The organism is Cellulomonas sp. P1_G12_2 (assembly GCF_056405535.1).
The window spans coordinates 207,362-226,953 of record NZ_JBFUBX010000004.1; the positions used below are offsets into that span (position 1 = coordinate 207,362).

Annotated in this window: 15 protein-coding genes; 7 read left to right on the top strand and 8 right to left on the bottom strand. The window is 70.7% G+C overall.

Annotated features, from left to right (window positions below; all coding sequences use genetic code 11):
- Positions 1–8: 8 nt before the first annotated feature.
- On the bottom strand, positions 9–2,387 hold the full coding sequence (locus AC1DXT_RS14965) for a beta-galactosidase (RefSeq protein WP_477062091.1): 2,379 nt from the start codon (positions 2,385–2,387) through the stop codon (positions 9–11).
- Between the two features lie 433 nt (positions 2,388–2,820).
- Here AC1DXT_RS14965 and AC1DXT_RS14970 point away from each other — a divergent pair, with 433 nt between their 5' ends.
- From AC1DXT_RS14970 to AC1DXT_RS14985, 4 genes are read left to right on the top strand one after another with little or no spacing between them, the layout of a single operon-like run.
- Positions 2,821–6,006 carry a [FeFe] hydrogenase, group A gene (locus AC1DXT_RS14970; protein ID WP_477062092.1) on the top strand — a complete coding sequence of 1,062 codons (3,186 nt, stop codon included), beginning with the start codon at positions 2,821–2,823 and terminating at the stop codon, positions 6,004–6,006.
- A 4-nt stretch (positions 6,007–6,010) separates the two neighbouring features.
- Positions 6,011–7,051 (top strand): ABC transporter substrate-binding protein, encoded by a 1,041-nt coding sequence (locus AC1DXT_RS14975; protein WP_477062093.1) that lies wholly within the window; start codon positions 6,011–6,013, stop codon positions 7,049–7,051.
- Complete coding sequence (locus AC1DXT_RS14980; RefSeq protein WP_477062094.1) at positions 7,029–7,808, top strand: ABC transporter permease; 780 nt, start codon at positions 7,029–7,031, stop codon at positions 7,806–7,808. Before AC1DXT_RS14975 ends, AC1DXT_RS14980 begins: the two co-directional genes overlap by 23 nt.
- Positions 7,805–8,386: an ATP-binding cassette domain-containing protein gene (locus AC1DXT_RS14985; protein ID WP_477062095.1), complete on the top strand. Its 582-nt coding sequence runs from the start codon at positions 7,805–7,807 to the stop codon at positions 8,384–8,386. Before AC1DXT_RS14980 ends, AC1DXT_RS14985 begins: the two co-directional genes overlap by 4 nt.
- 12 nt (positions 8,387–8,398) lie before the next feature.
- On the opposite strand, the gene AC1DXT_RS14990 is transcribed toward AC1DXT_RS14985, so the two are convergent.
- The 3 genes from AC1DXT_RS14990 to AC1DXT_RS15000 form a co-directional block, all read right to left on the bottom strand.
- Positions 8,399–8,821 (bottom strand): SRPBCC family protein, encoded by a 423-nt coding sequence (locus tag AC1DXT_RS14990; RefSeq protein WP_477062096.1) that lies wholly within the window; start codon positions 8,819–8,821, stop codon positions 8,399–8,401.
- A 179-nt stretch (positions 8,822–9,000) separates the two neighbouring features.
- A complete protein-coding gene (locus AC1DXT_RS14995; RefSeq protein ID WP_477062097.1) occupies positions 9,001–9,609 on the bottom strand; it encodes a GNAT family N-acetyltransferase in 609 nt (202 codons plus the stop codon).
- Positions 9,610–9,804: 195 nt separating this feature from the next.
- On the bottom strand, positions 9,805–10,341 hold the full coding sequence (locus tag AC1DXT_RS15000) for a hypothetical protein (RefSeq protein ID WP_477062098.1): 537 nt from the start codon (positions 10,339–10,341) through the stop codon (positions 9,805–9,807).
- 555 nt (positions 10,342–10,896) lie between these two features.
- Here AC1DXT_RS15000 and AC1DXT_RS15005 point away from each other — a divergent pair.
- Together AC1DXT_RS15005 and AC1DXT_RS15010 are read left to right on the top strand one after the other, a co-directional pair.
- Entirely contained in the window at positions 10,897–14,109 is a 3,213-nt protein-coding gene (locus AC1DXT_RS15005; protein WP_477062099.1) for an nSTAND1 domain-containing NTPase, read from the top strand.
- A gap of 169 nt (positions 14,110–14,278) precedes the next feature.
- Positions 14,279–15,589, top strand: coding sequence for a vanadium-dependent haloperoxidase (locus tag AC1DXT_RS15010; protein ID WP_477062100.1), 1,311 nt, complete (start codon positions 14,279–14,281; stop codon positions 15,587–15,589).
- 46 nt (positions 15,590–15,635) lie between these two features.
- On the opposite strand, the gene AC1DXT_RS15015 is transcribed toward AC1DXT_RS15010, so the two are convergent.
- From AC1DXT_RS15015 to AC1DXT_RS15030, 4 genes are all read right to left on the bottom strand, one after another.
- Entirely contained in the window at positions 15,636–15,845 is a 210-nt protein-coding gene (locus tag AC1DXT_RS15015; protein WP_477062101.1) for a hypothetical protein, read from the bottom strand.
- A gap of 405 nt (positions 15,846–16,250) precedes the next feature.
- Entirely contained in the window at positions 16,251–17,267 is a 1,017-nt protein-coding gene (locus AC1DXT_RS15020) for a TIGR00341 family protein (protein WP_477062102.1), read from the bottom strand.
- Between the two features lie 102 nt (positions 17,268–17,369).
- Entirely contained in the window at positions 17,370–17,633 is a 264-nt protein-coding gene (locus AC1DXT_RS15025) for a hypothetical protein (RefSeq protein ID WP_477062103.1), read from the bottom strand.
- A 25-nt stretch (positions 17,634–17,658) separates the two neighbouring features.
- Positions 17,659–18,468 (bottom strand): S-methyl-5'-thioadenosine phosphorylase, encoded by an 810-nt coding sequence (locus tag AC1DXT_RS15030; protein WP_477062104.1) that lies wholly within the window; start codon positions 18,466–18,468, stop codon positions 17,659–17,661.
- A gap of 65 nt (positions 18,469–18,533) precedes the next feature.
- On the opposite strand from AC1DXT_RS15030, the gene AC1DXT_RS15035 reads away from it, so the two are divergent.
- Positions 18,534–19,592: an NAD-dependent epimerase/dehydratase family protein gene (locus tag AC1DXT_RS15035; RefSeq protein WP_477062105.1), complete on the top strand. Its 1,059-nt coding sequence runs from the start codon at positions 18,534–18,536 to the stop codon at positions 19,590–19,592.

A 19,592-nucleotide genomic window follows, 5' to 3' on the forward strand; every position in this document is an offset into this window, starting at 1 on the left:
CAGGTGGATCAGGTGTCGAGCAGCTCCAGCTCGACGCGCTGGACGCGCAGCACGTCGACCGCCTGCACCACGATGCCGTCCTCGACGCCGCGGACGGAGGGGTCCACCCAGACACCGGCCTCGTGCCGCCACGGGAACAGCTGCAGCGTGAGCCCGTCGGCGGAGACGTCCGAGCGATGGGGAGTGAGGTCGACGTCCCAGACCCGTCCGTGCCAGAAGTGGTCGCTGACGACCTCGTCGCCGATCACTGCCCGCCCCACGTCGCCGGTCCACGTCACGCGCAGGAGCGCCCTGTCGGCACCCTCCAGGAGATGTGCAGGGACGTCGAGGTGGACCCGGGCCGCGCCGTCGAAGTCGGTCGGCGCGCTCAGCCGGTGCATGGGTCCGCCGCGCACCGGGTCGGGCACGTCGGCGGCGACGGGTCGAAGCCCTCCCGCGATCCGATGGGTCCCAGCGGACGGGATCTCGACCGTCCAGCGCGACCATGGGCCGTCCGCGACCGGTGCGCCCGACGCGCCTCGCAGGCCGGCCGGCGCGGGCAGCACGGCGACCGAGGCGACGTCCTGGCTCGTGCGCAGGACCAGCGACCCCTCCAGCGCCGTGGCCGGGACGTCGCAGAGCACGAGCCGTTCCCTCCCACCCAGCTCCAGCCGGTAGAGCTGGTTGGCGGTGACCTCGTCGAGCACGAGGATCCGGACCCCCGGCAGCTCCACCACGGTCGACGGACCGGGTGCCTGCGTCAGGTCGACGACGGTCGCGCCGTCGATAGCCCGCGCCGCCCCAGCGCCCCCGACCGGGACGTGCCCTTCGAGGACGAGCTCGACCGGGAGACCGTCCGTGGCGGCCAGCACGACCAGGTCGGCGTCGACCAGCGCGATGCGGGTGACCAGCTGCGCGGTCGCGCTGCGCAGCACCACGTCGTCGGTGAGCGGGTACCGCAGCGGCCACACCACGCTGACGCCTGCCGGCAGATCGACCGGGTGCGAGGGCATCCGGACGACGGCACCGTCGTCCAGCTCGACCTCCACCTGGACGGCCGTCTGGGCGGCGATCGGGTGGTGGCTCGGCTGGTAGGTGCTGAGGAAGACGTACCCGCGGTGCCCGTCGGAACGGACCGACCAGCGCAGCTCCTCGGGGTCCTCGCTGCCGCCCCCGACGGTCGTGGTCATCGCCGCCAGCGCCGCCCCCTCGGTCGCGAGCCACAGGTGCTGGCGTCGCAGGAGGTGGTGGTGCGGTCGGATCTGACCGTGCTCGCCGATCGGCGCGTGGAAGTCGTACGTGCGGGAGGGGACGTCGTTCGGGTAGCCGGTCACGTGGGACTCCTGCTGCGTCCCGCCAGGCCCGGTGCGCTGCGTCCCGCCGGCGTACATGTAGTAGCCCTGCCAGATCGAGCCGCTGCCGATCTTCGCCAGGGAGAGCGCGGCGACGTCCTGCGGCTCCACCAGCGGCCGGCGGTGATAGGCGACGTGCATGCCGCCGCCCAGCTCGCAGGTCGCGAACGGCAGGGCGTCGTCGTCCTTGAGTACGACGGCGCCCGGGTCCACGGCGATGCCGTCGAGCGCCTCGCGCAGGTCCGCACCGACGCTCAGGTCGTCGCGCACCGGGCTGTAGCGGAAGTGGAACGCTGCGAAGGCCGGCCACCCGGTCGTCGCCTCCTCCCAGAACCCATCCGCGTACGCGCCGTACAGCGGGAGCAGCGAGTCGGGGACCTGCGCACCGCCCCAGCCGGTGGCGGTCCAGAGGGGTACCCGCAGACCGAGGTCCTCCGCGATGGTGCGCAGCCGAGCGAGGTGCTGCGGCTGGTCGTAGAGCTCGTTGTCCATCTGGGCGCCGACGACCGGTCCGCCCTCCGCATGGGTGAGGTCGGCGATCTGGGCGACGATCTGCGCGTAGAACCGCTCGACGAGCTCGAGGTACGCGGGATCGTTCGTCCTGGTCGCTGTCCCGCGGTCGAGGAGCCAGTCGGGGAAGCCGCCGTGGCGCGCCTCGCCGTGGGCCCACGGACCCATCCTCACGACGACCTGCAGCCCGTGGCTGCCGGCAAGCTCGACGAACGCCCGCAGGTCGAGGTTGCCGGTCCAGCTGAACTCCCCGGGCTGCGGCTCGTGCGCCTGCCAGAGCACGTAGGTGGCCACGGAGTCGAGCCCTCCGGCTCGCGCGTGACCGAGGACCTCCGACCAGCGCTCGCGGGGGATGCGGGAGTAGTGGATCTCGCCCGTGACGGGGATCCAGGGACGGCCACCGCGTTCGATCGAGCGGCTCGTGACCTCGACGCGGTCCGGCGTGCCCTCCGGCTCCCCCAGGGGCAGGTGGTCCCGACGAGGTTCCGCCGGGAGCGGCACACGGATCCGCGGGAGGGTCCGGGAGGGATCGACCTGCGCGTGCATCTGTCTCCTTCGAGCAGAACACCCCGCGCCGGGGTGCTGGACGTGTCTGGGGGCTCGGTGCGCCGAGGCGGCAACGGTGCCGCCCGTCCGCGGCGAGACGTGCTCGATGGAGCCGCGATGCGAGGCTATGCCGCGCGGCGGCGCACCCGCGATGGTGGTTTCGACGGACTCACATGGATGAACCGCCAACGGCCCATCGTCCGCGCTGTCGTCCGCGCCGCGCACGCGGCTGCCGGGGCCCGTTGGCTCGCCCGCGGACAACACGGCCGGGTCCCCACTCCACCGGCCCTCACCTGGGCAGAAGGTCCCGGGGTGGGCGCGCGCCGCGGACCTAATGTGCGCCCTGTATCCATCGTCGACGACGACCGATGGACCACGTGCCAGCGTCGGCACCCGCCCTCGTTGCACCGAGTCACACCCCCGGAGGGCTGGCGTGCGCGAGATCTCAGACCGCGACCGAGTGACCGTCACGGTGAACGACCGCGAGATCGAGGTCCTCGACGGCCTGACGATCCTGCAAGCGCTGACGAACGAGGGGATCGACGTCCCGTCCCTCTGCCACGACATCCGGCTCAAGCGGTCGAACGGCAGCTGTGGCCTGTGCGTCGTCGAGCTCGGGACGGACACCCCGAGGGACGTGAAGGCGTGCCTCACCCCCATCACCGCCGGCATGGTGATCACCACGCACTCGCCGCGCCTCGATGCCTACCGCAAGGTGCGGCTCGAGCAGCTGCTGTGCGACCACAACGCCGACTGCGTGGCGCCCTGCGTCGTCGCCTGTCCGGGCAACATCGACATCCAGACGTACCTGAGCCACGTGGCGGACGGCAACTACGAGGCCGCCATCCGCGTCATCCGGGACCGGAACCCCTTCCCGTCGGTGTGCGGCCGTGTGTGCCCCCACCCGTGCGAGTCGGAGTGCCGGCGCAACCTCACCGACGAGCCGGTCGCCATCAACGCCGTCAAGCGGTTCGCGTCCGACTGGGACATGGCCCGCGAGACGCCGTGGATCCCGCGGGTCGCCGAGCCCACCGGCAAGCGGATCGCGGTCGTCGGTGCCGGTCCCTCCGGCCTGTCCGCCGCCTACTACAGCGCCCTCGACGGTCACGCGGTGACGGTCTTCGAGAAGCAGGACCACGCCGGCGGCATGACGCGCTACGGCATCCCCGAGTACCGGTTGCCCAAGTCGACGCTCGACCAGGAGATCGGCGTCATGCAAGCCATGGGTGTGCAGATCCTCACGGGCCAGGCGCTCGGCACCCACCATCGGCTGGAGGACCTGCAACGCGACTTCGACGCGGTCTACCTCGCGATCGGCTCCTGGCGCGCGTCGCCGCTGCGGGTCGACGGCGAGACCCTCGACGGCGTCTGGCTCGGCATCCACTACCTCGAGCAGGTCACCAAGGGCGTCGAGGTCCCGCTGGGCGACGACGTCGTGATCCTGGGGGGCGGCAACACCGCGATCGACTGCGCCCGCACCGCCCTGCGTCAGGGGGCCAAGACGGTCAGGCTCGTCTACCGCCGCACCCGCGAGGAGATGCCGGCCGAGCCGTTCGAGGTCGAGGAGGCTGTGCACGAGGGCATCGAGATGGTGTTCCTCACCGCACCGACGAGGATCAGCGCGGGCGACGAGGGCCTGCAGCTGCACTGCCTGACGATGGAGCTCGGCGAGCCCGACCGTTCCGGCCGTCGGCGTCCGGTGGCCGTCGAGGGCAGCGACTTCGTCATCGAGGCCGACACCATCATCGGGGCCATCGGTCAGAGCACCGACACCGGCTTCCTGTTCAACGACCTGCCGGTCCGGCTGAACGAGTGGGGCGACGTCGACATCGACGGCCACACGATGCAGACGAGCGAGGGGAAGATCTTCTCCGGCGGCGACTGCGTCACGGGTCCGGCGACCGTCATCCAGGCCGTGGCGGCAGGGCGACGTGCAGCCCTCGCGATGGACGAGTTCGTCACCCGCGGCTCCGTGCGCCCCAGCCAGGAGGACTACACCTGCAGCCGCGGGTCGCTCGAGGACCTGCCTCGCGCGGAGTTCGAGGACCTCCCCCGGCTCGCCCGCGCCACCATGCCCTCGCTCGTGCCCTCGCAGCGGACCAGCAGCTTCGTGGAGGTCGAGCAGGGTCTGACCGAGGAGCAGGCCCAGGCCGAGGCCGCGCGCTGCCTGAGCTGCGGCTGCGGCACGCAGAACGCCTGCTCGCTGCGCCAGGAGGCCAGCGCCCATCAGGTCGTGTTCGCCACGCCGTTGCACGTGCGCCCGTACGTCCCGCTCACCCAGGACCACCCCTTCATCGTCCGCGACGACAACAAGTGCATCTCGTGCGGGCTGTGTGTCGCCGCCTGCTCCGAGATCGAGGGACCGGGCGTCCTGGCCTTCCAGTTCCACGAGGGCCGGCTGACCGTCGGCACCCACAACGGCCAGCCCCTCGGACTGACGGACTGCGTGTCGTGCGGCCAGTGCGTCCGGGCCTGCCCGTGCGGCGCGCTGGACTACGTGCGCGAGCGTGGCGACGTGTTCACGGCCATCAACGACCCGAAGAAGGTCGTCGTCGGCTTCGTCGCCCCGGCGGTCCGCACCGTGGTCGCCGAGCACTTCGGCCTGCCGTTCGACGAGGCGTCCGCCTTCATCGCCGGTGTGATGCGCAGGATCGGGTTCGACAAGGTCTTCGACTTCACCTTCGCCGCGGACCTGACGATCATGGAGGAGACCACGGAGTTCCTGGGCCGGGTCGAGTCCGGTGGCGTGATGCCGCACTTCACGTCGTGCTGCCCCGGCTGGGTCAACCTCGTCGAGCGCCGCTTCCCCGACCTGATCCCCCACCTGTCCAGCTGCAAGTCCCCGCAGCAGATGATGGGCGCGACGGTGAAGAACCACTTCGCCCAGCAGGCCGGCATCAGCCTCGACGAGCTGTACGTGGTGTCGATCGTGCCGTGCCTGGCCAAGAAGTACGAGGCTGCCCGCCCGGAGTTCGCGCCGGAGGGCGTTCGCGACGTCGACGCCGTGCTCACGACCACCGAGTTCCTCGAGATGGTCGAGATGCTGCGCCTCGAGCCGGCCGACATCACCCCGGCGGAGTTCGACGAGCCGTACAGGCGGGTCACGGGCGCCGGCATCCTGTTCGGCGCCTCCGGCGGGGTGGCGGAGGCCACGCTGCGGATGGCCGTCGAGAAGCTCACGGGCGAGCCGCTGCTCGACAAGCTCGACTTCGAGGCGGTCCGCGGGTTCGAGGGCATCAAGGAGACGACCGTGACCGGCGGCGGTGTGACCGTGCGCGTCGCGGTGGTCTCCGGCCTGAACAACATCGAGCCTCTCGCCCGGCGCATCGCCGCAGGTGAGGACGTGGGCTATGACCTCATCGAGGTCATGGCGTGCCCGGGTGGCTGCATCAACGGTGCCGGGCACCCGGTTCCCGGCAGGGCCGGCGAGATGGCGGCCCGGCAGAAGGTGCTGGTCAACATCGACCGCACCTCGAGCCTGCGCAAGTCCCACGAGAACCCGGACGTCCTGCGGCTGTACGACGAGTTCTACGGAGAACCCAACTCCGAGGCCGCCCACCACCTCCTGCACACCAGCTACGCCCCGTTCCGGGACGCGGCTGTCCCGACCGAGAGATGATCCTATGAAGCGAATGACAGGCGTCGCGGCCGCGGTGCTGTTCACGAGCGCGCTGCTCGCCGGCTGCGGCGGCACCGCACCCGCGGCCGCTCCCCCGGCCTCCCCCGCCGCTTCTCCCTCGACTTCTCCTGCGGCTGAGCCGACCACCATCCGCATCGCGTCGCTCAAGGGCCCCACGACGATGGGCCTGGTCCACCTGATGGACGAGGCGGAGGCGGGCGCGGGCGCCGAGGACTACCAGGTGACCATGTACGGCACGCCGGACGAGGTCGTGCCGCTGGTCGTGCAGGGCGCGGTCGACGTCGCCCTGCTCCCGTCCAACCTCGCGGCGGTCCTGTACAACAAGACGCTCGACGACGCCGACGCCCAGATCCAGGTCGCCGCGATCTCCACCCTCGGGGTCCTGGACATCCTCGAGGCCGGTGACACGGTGCACAGCATCGCCGACCTGGCCGGCAGGACCGTCATCGCCTCCGGCAAGGGTGCCTCGCCGCAGTACGTGCTGGAGCACCTGCTGACCAGCAACGGCCTGGACCCGGCGACCGACCTCACGATCGAGTACCGCAGCGAGCACACCGAGGTCGCCGCCCTGCTGGCGACGACGCCGGGCGCGATCGCCCTGCTGCCCCAGCCCTTCGCGACCGTCGTGACGGCGAAGGACCCGGGCATCCGCACCGCGCTCGACCTCACGGACGAGTGGGCCAAGGTCAGCCCGGACTCCGAGCTGGTCACCGGTGTCGTCGTGGTCCGCACCGCCTTCGTCGAGGAGCACCCGGACGCCGTCGCGGACTTCCTCACCGACTACGAGGCGTCCACGACGTTCACCAACGAGCACCCCGCCGAGGCGGCCGTCCTCGTGGCCGAGGCCGGCATCGTCCCGGCGGCGCCGATCGCCGAGGCCGCCATCCCCTCGTCCCACATCACCTTCATCGACGGCGCCGAGCTCAAGAGCCTCCTGGGCGGCTACCTCCAGGTGCTGTTCGACGCCGACCCGGCCTCAGTCGGTGGGAGCGTGCCAGGGGATGACTTCTACCTCCGCCGCTGAGAGCACGGCAACGCTCGCCCGGGGGGCTGTGCGCCCCCTGGCGGTCGTCGCCTTCTGGGTCGTCGTCTGGCAGGTGGCGGCCCTGGTCGTCGGGCACGAAGTGCTGTTGGCGTCGCCCGGCAGCGTCGTCGTCCGGCTCGGCGAGCTGAGCCTGACCGCGGACTTCTGGAGCACCGTCTGGACCTCGTTCGCCCGGATCGCCGGGGGCTTCGCGGCAGCTTCGGTCCTCGGCACGCTCGGCGCGACCTTCGCGGCGTCGTCCCGGGTCGTCGACGCCCTCGTCACCCCGGCTCTCGCCGCCGTCCGCAGCGCTCCGGTGGTGAGCTTCATCATCCTCGTGCTGATCTGGGTGAGCAGCGACCAGCTCGCCCTGGTCATCAGCTTCCTCATGGTCCTGCCGATCATCTACACCAACGTCCTGGAGGGCATCCGGCACCGCGACCGCGCGCTCCTGGAGGTCGCCGACGTGTTCCGGGTGCCGAGGCTGCGGCGGCTGCCCGCCATCGACGTCCCCGCCGTCCTGCCGTTCTTCACCGCCGCCTGCCGCGTCGGGGTCGGCCTGGCCTGGAAGAGCGGAGTCGCCGCGGAGGTCATCGGCCTCGCCGAGGGCAGCATCGGCGAGCGGCTCTACGAGGCGAAGATCCTGCTCAGCAGCGCCGACCTGTTCGCGTGGACCGCGGTGATCATCGCCGTGAGCTTCGCCGTCGAGAAGCTCCTGGTGGCGGGCCTGCGGTACGTCGAGAGGCGCCTGGCGTGATCGCGCTCCGAGGCATCCGCCACCGGTTCGGCGCCGAGGTGGTGCTCGACGACCTCGACCTCGACCTGGACGAGGGCCGAGTCACCGCGCTGACGGGGCCCAACGGGTCCGGCAAGACGACCCTCTCCCGCTTCCTGCTCGGACTGTCCGTCCCCGACGACGGTGAGGTCCTGGGAGTGGACGACCTGCGCCGCGCCGCCGTCTTCCAGGAGAACCGGCTCTGCGAGCAGCTCTCGGCCGTCGGCAACGTGCGCCTGGTGCTGCCCCGCTCCGTCCCGTCCAACGCGATCGCTGCCGAGCTGCGCCGCGCCGGCCTGGACGACACGGGCCTCGCCAAGCCGGTGCGCGACCTGTCCGGCGGGCAGCGGCGCCGGGTGGCGATCGTCAGGGCGGTGATGGCCGATGCCGACCTCCTCGTACTGGACGAGCCCTTCACGGGTCTCGACGCCCTGGGCAAGGTCCAGGTGATGACCTGGCTCCGTGAGCGCTGTGCCGGGCGGACGACGCTCCTGATCACCCACGACCTGGCCGAGGCGCACTGGTTCGGTGCCCGTGTCGTCACGCTGGCGCGGCGCTGACCTGGTCTGCTTCTACGTGGTCTCGGCGGCGAGCTTGATCGAGGCGGCCTCCGTCTCGACGTACCGCTCGGTCAGCGACCGCGTCATCAGCCAGCCGACCCCGGACATCGGACCGGACACCGTCAGGGCGAGGGTGAGCCGGCTCCCGTCGGGGTGCGGCTCGACGACGTGCGAGGCCGTGATGGTGACGCCGGGCGAGCTCGACTCCCAGGTGTACAACGATCCGTCCACCAGCTCGGTGACCGTCCACACCGCTGGGGACAGCCGTGGCTGCTGCAACCGCGTCCGGGAGCCGACTGCCAGCGGTCCGTCGTCCAGACGCTCCACCGCGTCGACCGTCGGGATCCGCTCGGGCCAGCGCTCGACGTCGACGACCACCGCCCAGACCGTCTCGGGCGGCGCTGCGATGGTGACGGCGTGCTGCAGGCCACGCATGCGCCGAGTCTAGTGACGGCACCCCCGTGACACCGTGGCCACCGGACGCTCAGGAAGCGAGATCCGGCGGGTGCTCAACTGCCGGACGGACCGCGCGGCACCCGGTGGGCGGCGTCACCCGCCCGTCGGCTGGCGTCCGGCTCGGCCAGAGGTTCGCGAACGCACGCCGCACCCCACTGCTACGGCTGGCGGGCGGGCACCTCGGTGGTCATCACGCAGTTGCCCTGGCCCTTAGGCCGCTGGTAGTCGAACCCGAGCTGCTCGTACATGGTCCGCGTCGCGTTGTACAGGAAGGACGAGGAGGTCGTCTTGCCCGGCGGGAGGTCGTGCGGGTACGACTCGACCAGGCCACCCCCCGCGTCGGCGATCAGCGCGAGCGCTCCTCGGACAGCCACCGACGCCACTCCCTTGCGACGGTAGTGGCGGTCCACGAACAAACAGGTGATCCGGAAGTCCGGCCGTCGCACGACACCCTTCTCCCACTCCTTGCGGTGTTGGATGTTCGGCAGCTCGGCGACCGGCCCGTACTGCGCCCAGGCGACCGCGACGTCGCCGTCGAACACCAGCGCCGCGTGGGTCCGGCCCGCCATGACGAGCTGTCGCTTGAACTCGCGGTTGCCGATCGCGCGGCGCTCCTCCACGGGGTCGGGGTAGAGGTGGAAGTGGGTGCACCAGCACCCGCCCCAGACACCGTTGTGCCGCTCCGCCAGATCCGCGAACGCGTCCCAGGTCTGCGGCCCGAGCGGTTCGATCTGGTAGCCGTCAACCGTGAGGCCCACATCGCCCATTCGCACGACAGTAGCCGCGAAGGTGCGCCTGTGGCACCCGTCCGCCGTTTCCTCGACGCGTCCCGCAGCGAGCGAAGACAGTCCTGGTCCAGTCGCATCAACCGTCCGGTGCACCGGCAGGGCAAGGAGAGGTCGAGGTCTTCCCGATGCGAAGAGCCACGTTCTCACCGCTGACGGCGAGGAGCGGGCCGACCGTCAGTCGTCGGGCCTGACGAACTCGATCGAGTCGAAGACGGCGCGTGCCTCTCTCGCCAGCGCCGGATTGACCGAGACGTCGGATCCCATCGCGATCACGGCGCGCTCACCATTCAGGTCGACCGCTCGGTAGGTCTGGCGCTCGTCAGCGTTTCCGGTGTCGAACCAGCTTCCGTTGCAGTCCTGCGCGAAGTCCGAGTAGATGCACACCTTGGCGAAGTCGCAGTCGGTGACGTCGACGTCGCTCTCGGCCGCGTGCTCGAACTCGAAGCCGGCGTAGTCGCCCACCATGACCTCGACGGCAGGGGTGCTCACCGTGGACGCCTGCGCCGCCATCGCATCGACGAACGCTTGCGCCGTCGGATCGATCTGGACCAGCGCGCCCCTCCAGGCGCATGCGTCCGTCGGGACGTAGATGACGGGGTAGAAGAACAGGGCGGCATCCCATGTGTTCGGGAGAAGATCCGGGTCGTCCTTGCCCAGGCTCGCGCCGTCGAAGGTCTCCCAGCCGTCTGGGACGGTGATCTCGAAGGGCACCGGGTAGCCGGTCACGAGGTAGGTGCCGGCGTCGATGTCGCCGCTCTGCGGGAACGGTTGGATCGTGTCAGCCTCGGGCGTCGATGCGGGGGACGGCGGTTCGGTCGCGGTGCACGCGGCGAGGCCGACGCACGCCAGCAGAGCGACGGCAACACCCGCTCGCCGCGAGCGTGTCGCGTGAGCGGCGCGGGAGCGCCGGGTCGATGTCCACATGTCCAGGTCCTCTCCTTCGATCCATGCAGCGCCGGGGCTGCTCGATCAGTCAAGGACCAGCGTGTATCAGCAGGATAATGGCGCCCATCGCGTGTGTATCGGCCCGATATCAGCCGTCTTGACGGCTGTGGGAGTCGGGGTCACGGTGGCGTCATGCAGGTGCACGTCCTGGGAGCGCTGACGCTCGACGACGGTGCGATTGCACTGGCTCCACGCGATCGTGCGGTGATGGCTGCACTCACGGTCCGCCTGGGTGCGCCGTTGTCGGCTCCATCGCTCGCTGCGGCGCTATGGGGCGACGACCCACCGCCGTCGTGGTCGCACATCGTTCCAGGGTGCATCATGCGGTTGCGTCGGCTGATCGCACCGGCTCAGATCGAGACCACCACGCACGGATACCGACTGGTCGCAGAGCACGTCGAGGTCGACGCCGAGCAGTTCGAGCGACTTGTCACGCGGGGCTCGCAGCAGCTGGAGCTCGGTGAGCCCGAGCGTGCTGCGCACACGTTCTCGGAGGCTCTCGCACTCTGGCGGGGAGAACCGTTCGTCGAGCTCATCGACTGGGAGCCGGCGCGGATCGCGTCAGGTTGCCTCGAGGAGATACGCCTCGGCGTCGAGGAGCTGCTCCTGGACGCGCGCCTCCAGGCGGGTGAGGTTCACGAGGTCGCCGCCTCGGCGCGCGCCCGCGTCGCGGAGGCGCCGTTGCGCGAGCGGCGCTGGGTCGTGCTGAGCGTGGCCCAATATCGCCAGGGGCGGCAAGCGGATGCGCTCGCCACCGTCCGCCGGGCGCGGGGGTTGCTCGCTGCCGAGCTCGGGCTGGATCCGTGCACGGAGCTCGCTGAGCTCGAGCAGGCGATCCTCCGGCAGGATCCCTCGCTCGTGTCCGACCGGGTCTTCCGGGCCGCGAACCCGGAATGTCCGTACTTCGGCCTACCTCCCGCGGGCACGGGTGACGCGGAGCGGTACTTCGGTCGCGAGCAGGAGCTGTCCGGGGCGCTGCGGGCGCTCGAGGAGAATGGCGTGCTGCTCGTCGCGGGCTCATCGGGCGTCGGTAAGTCCTCCTTCGTGAGGGCGGGGATCGGTGCGCAGTTCCTTGCGCGCGGCGTCGCGGTAGCCGTCGTGACGCCCGGCGAGCACCCGGTCGATGCTCTTCGCAATGTCGACCTTCCCGCCGGGGAGTCGCTGCTCATCGTCGACCAGTGCGAGCAGGCGTTCGCCGTGGCCGACCCGGCCGAGGTCCGGGAGTTCTTCGACGCCCTGTCGCGCACCCTGTTCCGCGGTCCGCTCGTCGTGACGATCCGCGCCGACCGTCTCGGAGACCTGGCCGATCGCGAAGGCTTCGCCCAGATCATCCAGTCGCACATGCTCATGCTCACGGCGCTCGACCCCGACGGGCTGCGGGCCGTGATCGAGAAGCCCGCCGAGCAGTCCGGACTCATCTTGGAGCCGGGCCTCGTCGAGATCCTGGTCCGCGACTCCGACGGGCGAAACCTTCCGCTCCTCTCCCACGCCCTGCGCCAGGTGTGGTCCCGACGTGAGGGCCGCGTTCTGACCGTCGAGGGCTACCGCGCATCTGGAGAGATCGACGGTGCCGTCGCGAAGACCGCGGAAGACGTCTTCGAAGCACTGTCGCAGGACGGCGCGCGGCTGCTGCGCGACATCCTCCTGCGGCTCGTCGAGTCCTCCGCAGACGGCGCGGTGATGTCTCGCCGGGTCGAGCGCACCCGGATCGCCATCGACGACGCCCATGCGAAGATCGTCGACCGGCTGGCCGACGCACGCCTGCTCACCACCGATGACGAGTCCGTGCAGCTGTCGCACGAAGCACTCGCACGGGAATGGCCACGGTTGAAGGAGTGGCTCGCCGATGATGTCGAGGGCCAGCGCATCATGCGACACCTCGGCTCCGCGGCCGCCGCCTGGGATGCGATGGGACGACCCGACAGCGAGCTCTATCGCGGCAGCCGACTGACGACCGCCCAGCACTGGCGGGACACGGCCGGTCCCGCGCTCACGGGCGTCGAACGAGAGTTCCTCGATGCCTCGTCGGCGAACGAGACCGCAGGACTCGCTGCCGCGCAGAACCAGCTTCGCAAGGAGCGCCGCATGGTGCGGCGACTCTCCTTCGTGTCCGCCGGCGCGGCCGCGCTCGCGATCTTTGCGGTGACGGCGAGCCTCGTTGCCGGCGTCCAGGCGAACCTCGCAGGCGAGCGCGAGACGGTCGCAGAGGCCCGGCGGGTCGCTGGGATGGCGCTGGAGGAGCCGGACTTCGACCGTGCGCTCCTGCTCGCCGTGGAGGCCATCCACATCTGGGACGCTCCCGACACTCGAGTCAACCTCGCACGCGTCATCTCGCGCGCACCCCGGCTGACCAGCATCATCCGCATACCGGAAGACGGAGTCGCCGCCGTGAGCATGTCGCTTGCGGAGGCCGGGACGCGAGCATCGGTGATCGACAGCGACCACGACCTGCGGCTGTTCGATCTGGACGACCGATCGCAGCTGGGCGAGTACTCCCCGTTCGGAAAGACGGTGGTGACATCGGCCGTCGACCCCGTCTCAGGCTCCGTCGCGTTCAGCGAGGCATCCGACGCCTGTACTGACGCCGGTTGTGCTCGGCGGACGGGGACGCTCGATGTCGCAGAGCAGGGCCGCTCCGGCGTCGCAACCTACGAGGGGATGGGCGGGACCGCGACAGACGTCGAGTACTCGGCCGACGGATCCCTGTTCGCAGCGCTCGCGGCGACACAGCAGCCTGAGTCATCCATGACCATCGCCCTCTGGCGGGGCGGCGCGGGAGACCCGACCGGCCCGATGCTCCTGGAGCTCGGCGTGATCGGTTCCGATCCGACCTCCACGCCCGTTCAGGCCTTGCCCGGTCCGGCCTGGCAATACGGTGCGGTGAAGTTCTCGCCGGACGGCTCGCGGCTGTACGCCAGCGGGTTCGGGCCGACCGTCGTACTGGACACGGCATCGGGCGAGGAGCTGGAGCGGATCGCCGGCACCGGGGTCCTCGCCGTCAGTCCGGACGGCCGCCGGATCGCCGTCCGCGACGGCTCGCGCGCGGTGCGCATCGTCGACTCCTCCGCAGGACCCATCACCGTCTCGCTGTCGTCCTTTCCCACGGTGGCCGACTTCAGCCCGGACGGCACTCGGCTCGCCATCGCCGCCGGCGCCGGCGTCGTCGTGGCGAGCACCGAGACCGGCGAGATCGCGGAGACGCTCCGGGAGCATGACGGCGAGGTCACCGCGGTCGAGTTCCGACCGACCGGCGAGCTGGTCACGGCCGGAGACGACGGCACGATCATCACGTCGGACTTCGGCGACTGGGAGGCGGCCTTCGGCAGCGACCTGCTCCTACGGGAGCACGCACCCGCCGAGCTCGATGAGCGCACCGTCGCGCTCGAACAGTCCGACGGGCGATGGCAGGTCGTCGTCGCCGAGCCCGCGGTGTGGGAGGAGCGCGCGTGCCAGGTCGCCGGACGAGTACTCACCCAGCAGGAGTGGGCGGAGTTCATGGGATCTCGTTCGTACGCCCCGGCATGCGGGGAATGAGCGCGGCCGGCGCTCACCCGACCACGCTCGGCTTCTTGTCACGCACTAGAGAAGGAGGCTGACCGTATTTGCAGGTTGTGAGGCGTCTATTCGTATCGACCGGACCTGATGGCCCTGCCGATGTCTCGGGATGCCCGAGGTATCCGAAAGTCAGCCGAAGGAGACAACGATGTCCAGTCGCACAAGCAGCTCCCTGCACGCACGCAACCTCGGTGGCCGTCGATGGCGTACTCCCGCCGTCGTGGCGGCGCTCGCCGTCGGCTGCACGATGGCCGGGTCCGGGGTCGCCGTCGCCGGTGACCGCACCCACGGCGCCCCCGATCTGTTCGTGGCCGCGTGGGACCTCACGGCCACCCAAGCCCTCGCCGCCGCGGGGTTCAACCCCGTCGAGAGCCACGTGATGTTCGCCTACGTCGCGATCGCGGAGTACGACGCCGCGGTGGCAGTCCACGGCCACGGCGACCACTTCGCCGTGGACGCCGACGCCCCTCGCGGCGCATCCGCCGAGGCGGCGGTGTCGACCGCCGCGCACCGGGTCCTGGCCCACTACCTGCCCGCGCAGAAGCCGACGATCCTGGACCCGGCGTACCAGACGGCGCTCGGGTCGATCCCCGACGGCAGCGCCGAGACGGCTGGCGTCGCAGTCGGCGAGCGTGTCGCCGCGGCCTTGATCGAGCTGCGCCGCGACGACGGCTTCCGCGCCACGGTGCCCTACACGCCGCCGGTCCCGGCGCCTGTCGGAACATGGATCCCGACCGCTCCGACCCCGCCGCTGGGGACGTTCCTCCCCGGGATGCGCCCGTTCGCGCTGCGCTCGGCCGACCAGTTCCGCCCCGACGGACCGCCGGACCTCGACAGCCGGCGGTGGGCCAAGGACTACGCCGAGGTGAAAGCGTTCGGTTCAGCCACGAGCACCGTTCGGACGCCGGACCAGACGGCGGCCGCCCGGTTCTGGGGCGAACCGCCGTTCACGCAGGCCCACGCCTCGTTCCGCCTCTTCCTCGACCAGCACGACCTCGACCTGGCCGACGCGACACGTTTCCAGGCCATGATGTCCGTGACCTACGCCGACGCGTTGATCGCCTGCTTCGACGCCAAGTACCGGTATGCGTTCTGGCGCCCGGTGACTGCGATCCCCGCTGGGGACACCGACGGGAACCGCCGCACGATCRCTGACCCGTCCTGGACGCCGCTGATCCCGACGCCGAACCACCCCGAGTATCCGAGCGCGCACGGCTGCATCACACCCGCCTCCGGGATCGTGATCTCGCGCTTCCTGGGCACCGCCCACATCGACTTCACCGTGCCCAGCGTGACCGGCGGCGCAGCCCGGCACTTCGCAACCCGGCAGGACCTCACGCTCGAGGTCGGAAACGCCAGGATCTGGGGCGGCGTGCACTTCCGCAGCGCCGTCGACGACGGCACCGCGATCGGCCAGCAGACCGCCAAGTACGTCCTGCGCCACCACTTCGACCAGTAGGAACGCCCGGGCGGGCCTCGGGGAACTGGCCCCACCGATCAAGACCTCAGGCCTGGTGAGACACCTCCCCCGCGGCCAGCAGCTGATACATGAAGGTGCGGCCGATGCCGAGCCTGGCGGCGGCTTCGGCCACTGTCAGAAGGAGGCGCTCATCGGACTGCACCGTGACGTTGATGACGCGCATCTCCCCCGCTGGCCGGCGTCGCGCCAGTCTCGGCGGGGCCGCGAACAGCTCTGCGTGGACGTCGTTGGACATGGGCGTACTCCCGTCTCTCGGTGCTGCCATCGTCGGGACCATCGATAGACAGACTCATCACACGCTCGCCAGGTCACTCCAGACATCGCGCGATGGCTGCCGCGATCAGTAGACAGATGACTTACAGGCGCCCCAGCCGGTCCGCAGCCCGGCCAGACTTAGCCTGTAAGTCACGGTCCACGTGTCAGGGAACTCGAAGGGCAGCGTCAGGCCGTCGAGTGCTTGCCGGCAGGTGCACTCCTCGTCCAGCGGCAGAGAGCCTCGCCGAGCTGGCCGAGCAATGTGCGCACTCCACCACGTTGGCGCACACCACCTCGCGACACAGGCGATGTAGCCCTGTGGCATCGTCGCGAAGCTTGGACGCACGCCCGATTGCTGGTCCCGGTCCCGGTCCCCGCTCCGGCGTCAGTCTGCCGGACCGACCGAGCCCAGATCTTCGCGCTCACCGAAGCTCGTAACGAGGATCACAGGGGTGCCGCTCGGCACCGCCCCCTCGAGCGAACGCATGAGGACGTCCGGGTCGGGCAGCTCTTCCGGTGCGCTGACGTCGATCTCGATCTGAGACCCGCTGTATGACACCTGCGTGACGGTCGATCCGGTGACGTCCGCCAGCCAGGCAGCTGTCGCCTGCTCGACGCGCTGCGTCTCCAGCGCGATCTGGTAGGCGAGAACGGTGTTGCCCACGAGCGGCAGCGCGACGATCGCCAGCACCGCGGTGATCGTCCCATACGTGCGTCGCCTCGATCGGCCGCCCTGGCCCGCGGGGGCGACGCCGTATCCGGTGGTGGCGAACACGAGCGTTCCCGCCAGGATCAGTGCGACGGCGTTCGAGAGGAACAGCAAGAACGCGCCACCCGCCAGGCTCGGCGCGCTGTCCCCCAGGCACACGCCGACGACGGCCAGCGGAGGAACGAGCGAGATGGCGATCGCCACGCCCGGCAGGACCGCTGCGACGTCGCGGCGGGCCAGCGCGATCGCGCCGGCGAACCCTGTGGCGACAGCTGCGATCAGGTCGAGCAGACCGGGTGAGGTGCGGGACGCGATCTGCTCGTTCGACAGAAGGTCGAACGACGTGGGCACGACGAGGGAGAACACCACGCCGACCGCCACGACGAGGGCAACACCAAGGAGCACGTTCCATGCGGAGTGCAGGCTTGCGCGGGGCGCACCCTTGGCCAGTCCCAGAGCAAGACCCATGATCGGGGTCGACAGCGGCGCGATGATCATGGCTCCGATGACCGTTGCGGTGGAGTCGGCCAGCACTCCAGCGGTCGCGATGACGGCGCTCAGGAAGAGCATCGTCCAGAAGGCCGAACGTTTGGCCGACACCTCGCCCGCCGACAGGTCGAGATCGGCCGTGAGGTCGTCATTGCTCCGACGCTGGCTGTCGGGAAGCACAAGCCGCAGCAGGTTCCACCCCATCCCCGCATGCTTGCAGCGGCGGAGCATCCGGCCTGCCGCGACATGCCGGTCGTCCCTCGCCGCGAGAACTGGCACGACGAGGCGATCGGTCCTGCAACGCGGTCAGATGAGCTTGGGGAGTTTCACCTGGAGAGCCGCCGCAGCAACGAGGAGAACGATGCCAAGTCCCGGCCGGACACTGCGCCCTCGCGGTGTCCGCATCCGCTCGGAGATCGCCGTGAAGTACAGCACCGAGGCAGACGCCACGGTGAGCACCGTGTAGTTGTCTCCACGTTGGTTGTCGGGTAGCGCCTGCGCGCGACAGGAGCGCGACGACGACCTTCCGCCACTCGACCCGCCGTTCGCCCCGTTCTCGACGATGCTCACATCGCGACTGTCGACCGCCCGTCCGTCACGGGAGCTCGAACGGCAGCGTCAGTCCGTCGAGGGCGTGCGCGCAGGTGCACTCGTCGTCCAGCGGCACTGCCGCGACGAGCTGCCCGAGAAGGATCCGCAGGCGGTCCACACTCCGCGCGAACTCTTCCAGGACCGCCTGGTGCGACACTGCGCCGGACGCCTCGACGCCGGCGTCCGCGTCGGTCACCACGGCGAGGCTGGTGTAGCACATGGCTAGTTCTCGGGCGAGCGCCGCCTCGGGCATGCCGGTCATCCCGACGACGGTGCCGCCGGCCGCGGCATTGCTGCGCGACTCGGCACGCGTGGAGAAGCGAGGGCCCTGGATCACGATCATCGTGCCGCCGTCGACCACCTGCATCGCTGGGTCGGGTAGCGCCCGGACGGTCTCGCGGCCCTGGGGGCAGTAAGGGTCCGCGAGCCCGACGTGCACGACCGCCCCGACGTCGTCGTAGAACGTGTGCGGCCGCCCCCAGGTGCGGTCGACCAGCTGGTCCGGCACGGCGAGCGTGCCCGGAGCAAGGTCGGGACGCAGGGCGCCCACTGCTGACGGGGCCAGGATGCGCCGCACCCCGAGCATCCGCAGCGCCCACAGGTTGGCCCGGTAGTTCACGCGGTGCGGAGGGAACCGGTGGTCCGCACCGTGGCGCGGGAGGAACACCACTCGCCGGCTCCCGAACTGGCCGACCAGCGGAGGATCGCTGGGTTCGCCGAACGGTGTGAGCACCGGCACCGGCTCCGCGTCGTCGAGGAGACGGTAGAGGCCGGAGCCTCCGATGATGCCGACGGGCGACGCGCTGCTTGCCATGCGATCGACGGTAACGGGCGGCCGTGACGTCCACCTGGTTCTCCACGATCCGTCAGCCTCTCGTCATGCCCCGGGTCTCGGAGCCCGGGCATGCTGGGCGGGTGCGCATCCTCGTCACCGGCGGAGCCGGGTTCATCGGCCGACCCACGGTTGAGCGGCTCATGGCGGACGGACACGACGTGACTGTCCTCGACCTGGTGCGGCCGGCTTCCCGACCGGGAGAAGTCACAGCGTTGCCTGGGGCGCGCCTGGTGTTGGGCGACGTGCGGGACGAGGACACTCTCGTGCCGGCGGTCCGGGGCGCAGACGTCGTCGTGCACCTGGCAGCGAAGGTGGGCCTCGGTGTCGACGTCGACGACATCGTCGACTACGTCTCCGCCAACGACCTGGGCACGGCCACCCTCCTGCGCGCTGCGCACCGCGCCGGCGTGGGTCGCGTCGTGTTCGCCAGCTCGATGGTGGTCTACGGGGAGGGCGCCTATGACTGCCCGGAGCACGGCCGCGTCGGTCCGGGGCCTCGGCGTCTGGCGGACCTCGAGGCGGGCGTCTTCGATCCCCGCTGCCCGCGGTGCGACGCCGTGCTGGTTCCCGCGGTGGTGACCGAGGATGCACCGCTCGATCCGCGCAACGTCTATGCCGCGACGAAGGTCCATGGCGAGCACCTGCTCCGGGCCTGGGCGCGAGAGACGGCCGGCGGCGCGTTCGCGTTGCGGTTCCACAACGTCTACGGACCGGGGATGCCCCGCAACACGCCGTACGCCGGGGTGGCCTCCCTGTTCCGGTCGGCGCTCGCCTCGGGACGCGCGCCGCGCGTGTTCGAGGACGGCGCCCAGCGTCGGGACTTCGTGCACGTGGACGACGTCGCCCAGGCTGTGGTCGCGGCCACCACGGCAGACGCCGGTCCCGGGCTCGTCGTCCCGCTCAACGTCGGCTCCGGCGCGGTGACGACCGTCGGCGGACTGGCGGAGGCGCTGGCGGACGCCCTCGACGGGCCAGCGCCGGTCGTCACCGGAGAGTTCCGGATCGGTGACGTCAGGCACGTGACCGCCTCGTCGGACCGGGCCGCGCAGGTGCTGGGCTGGTCGGCGCAGATCGGGCTCCGCGCCGGTCTGGCGACCTGCTGA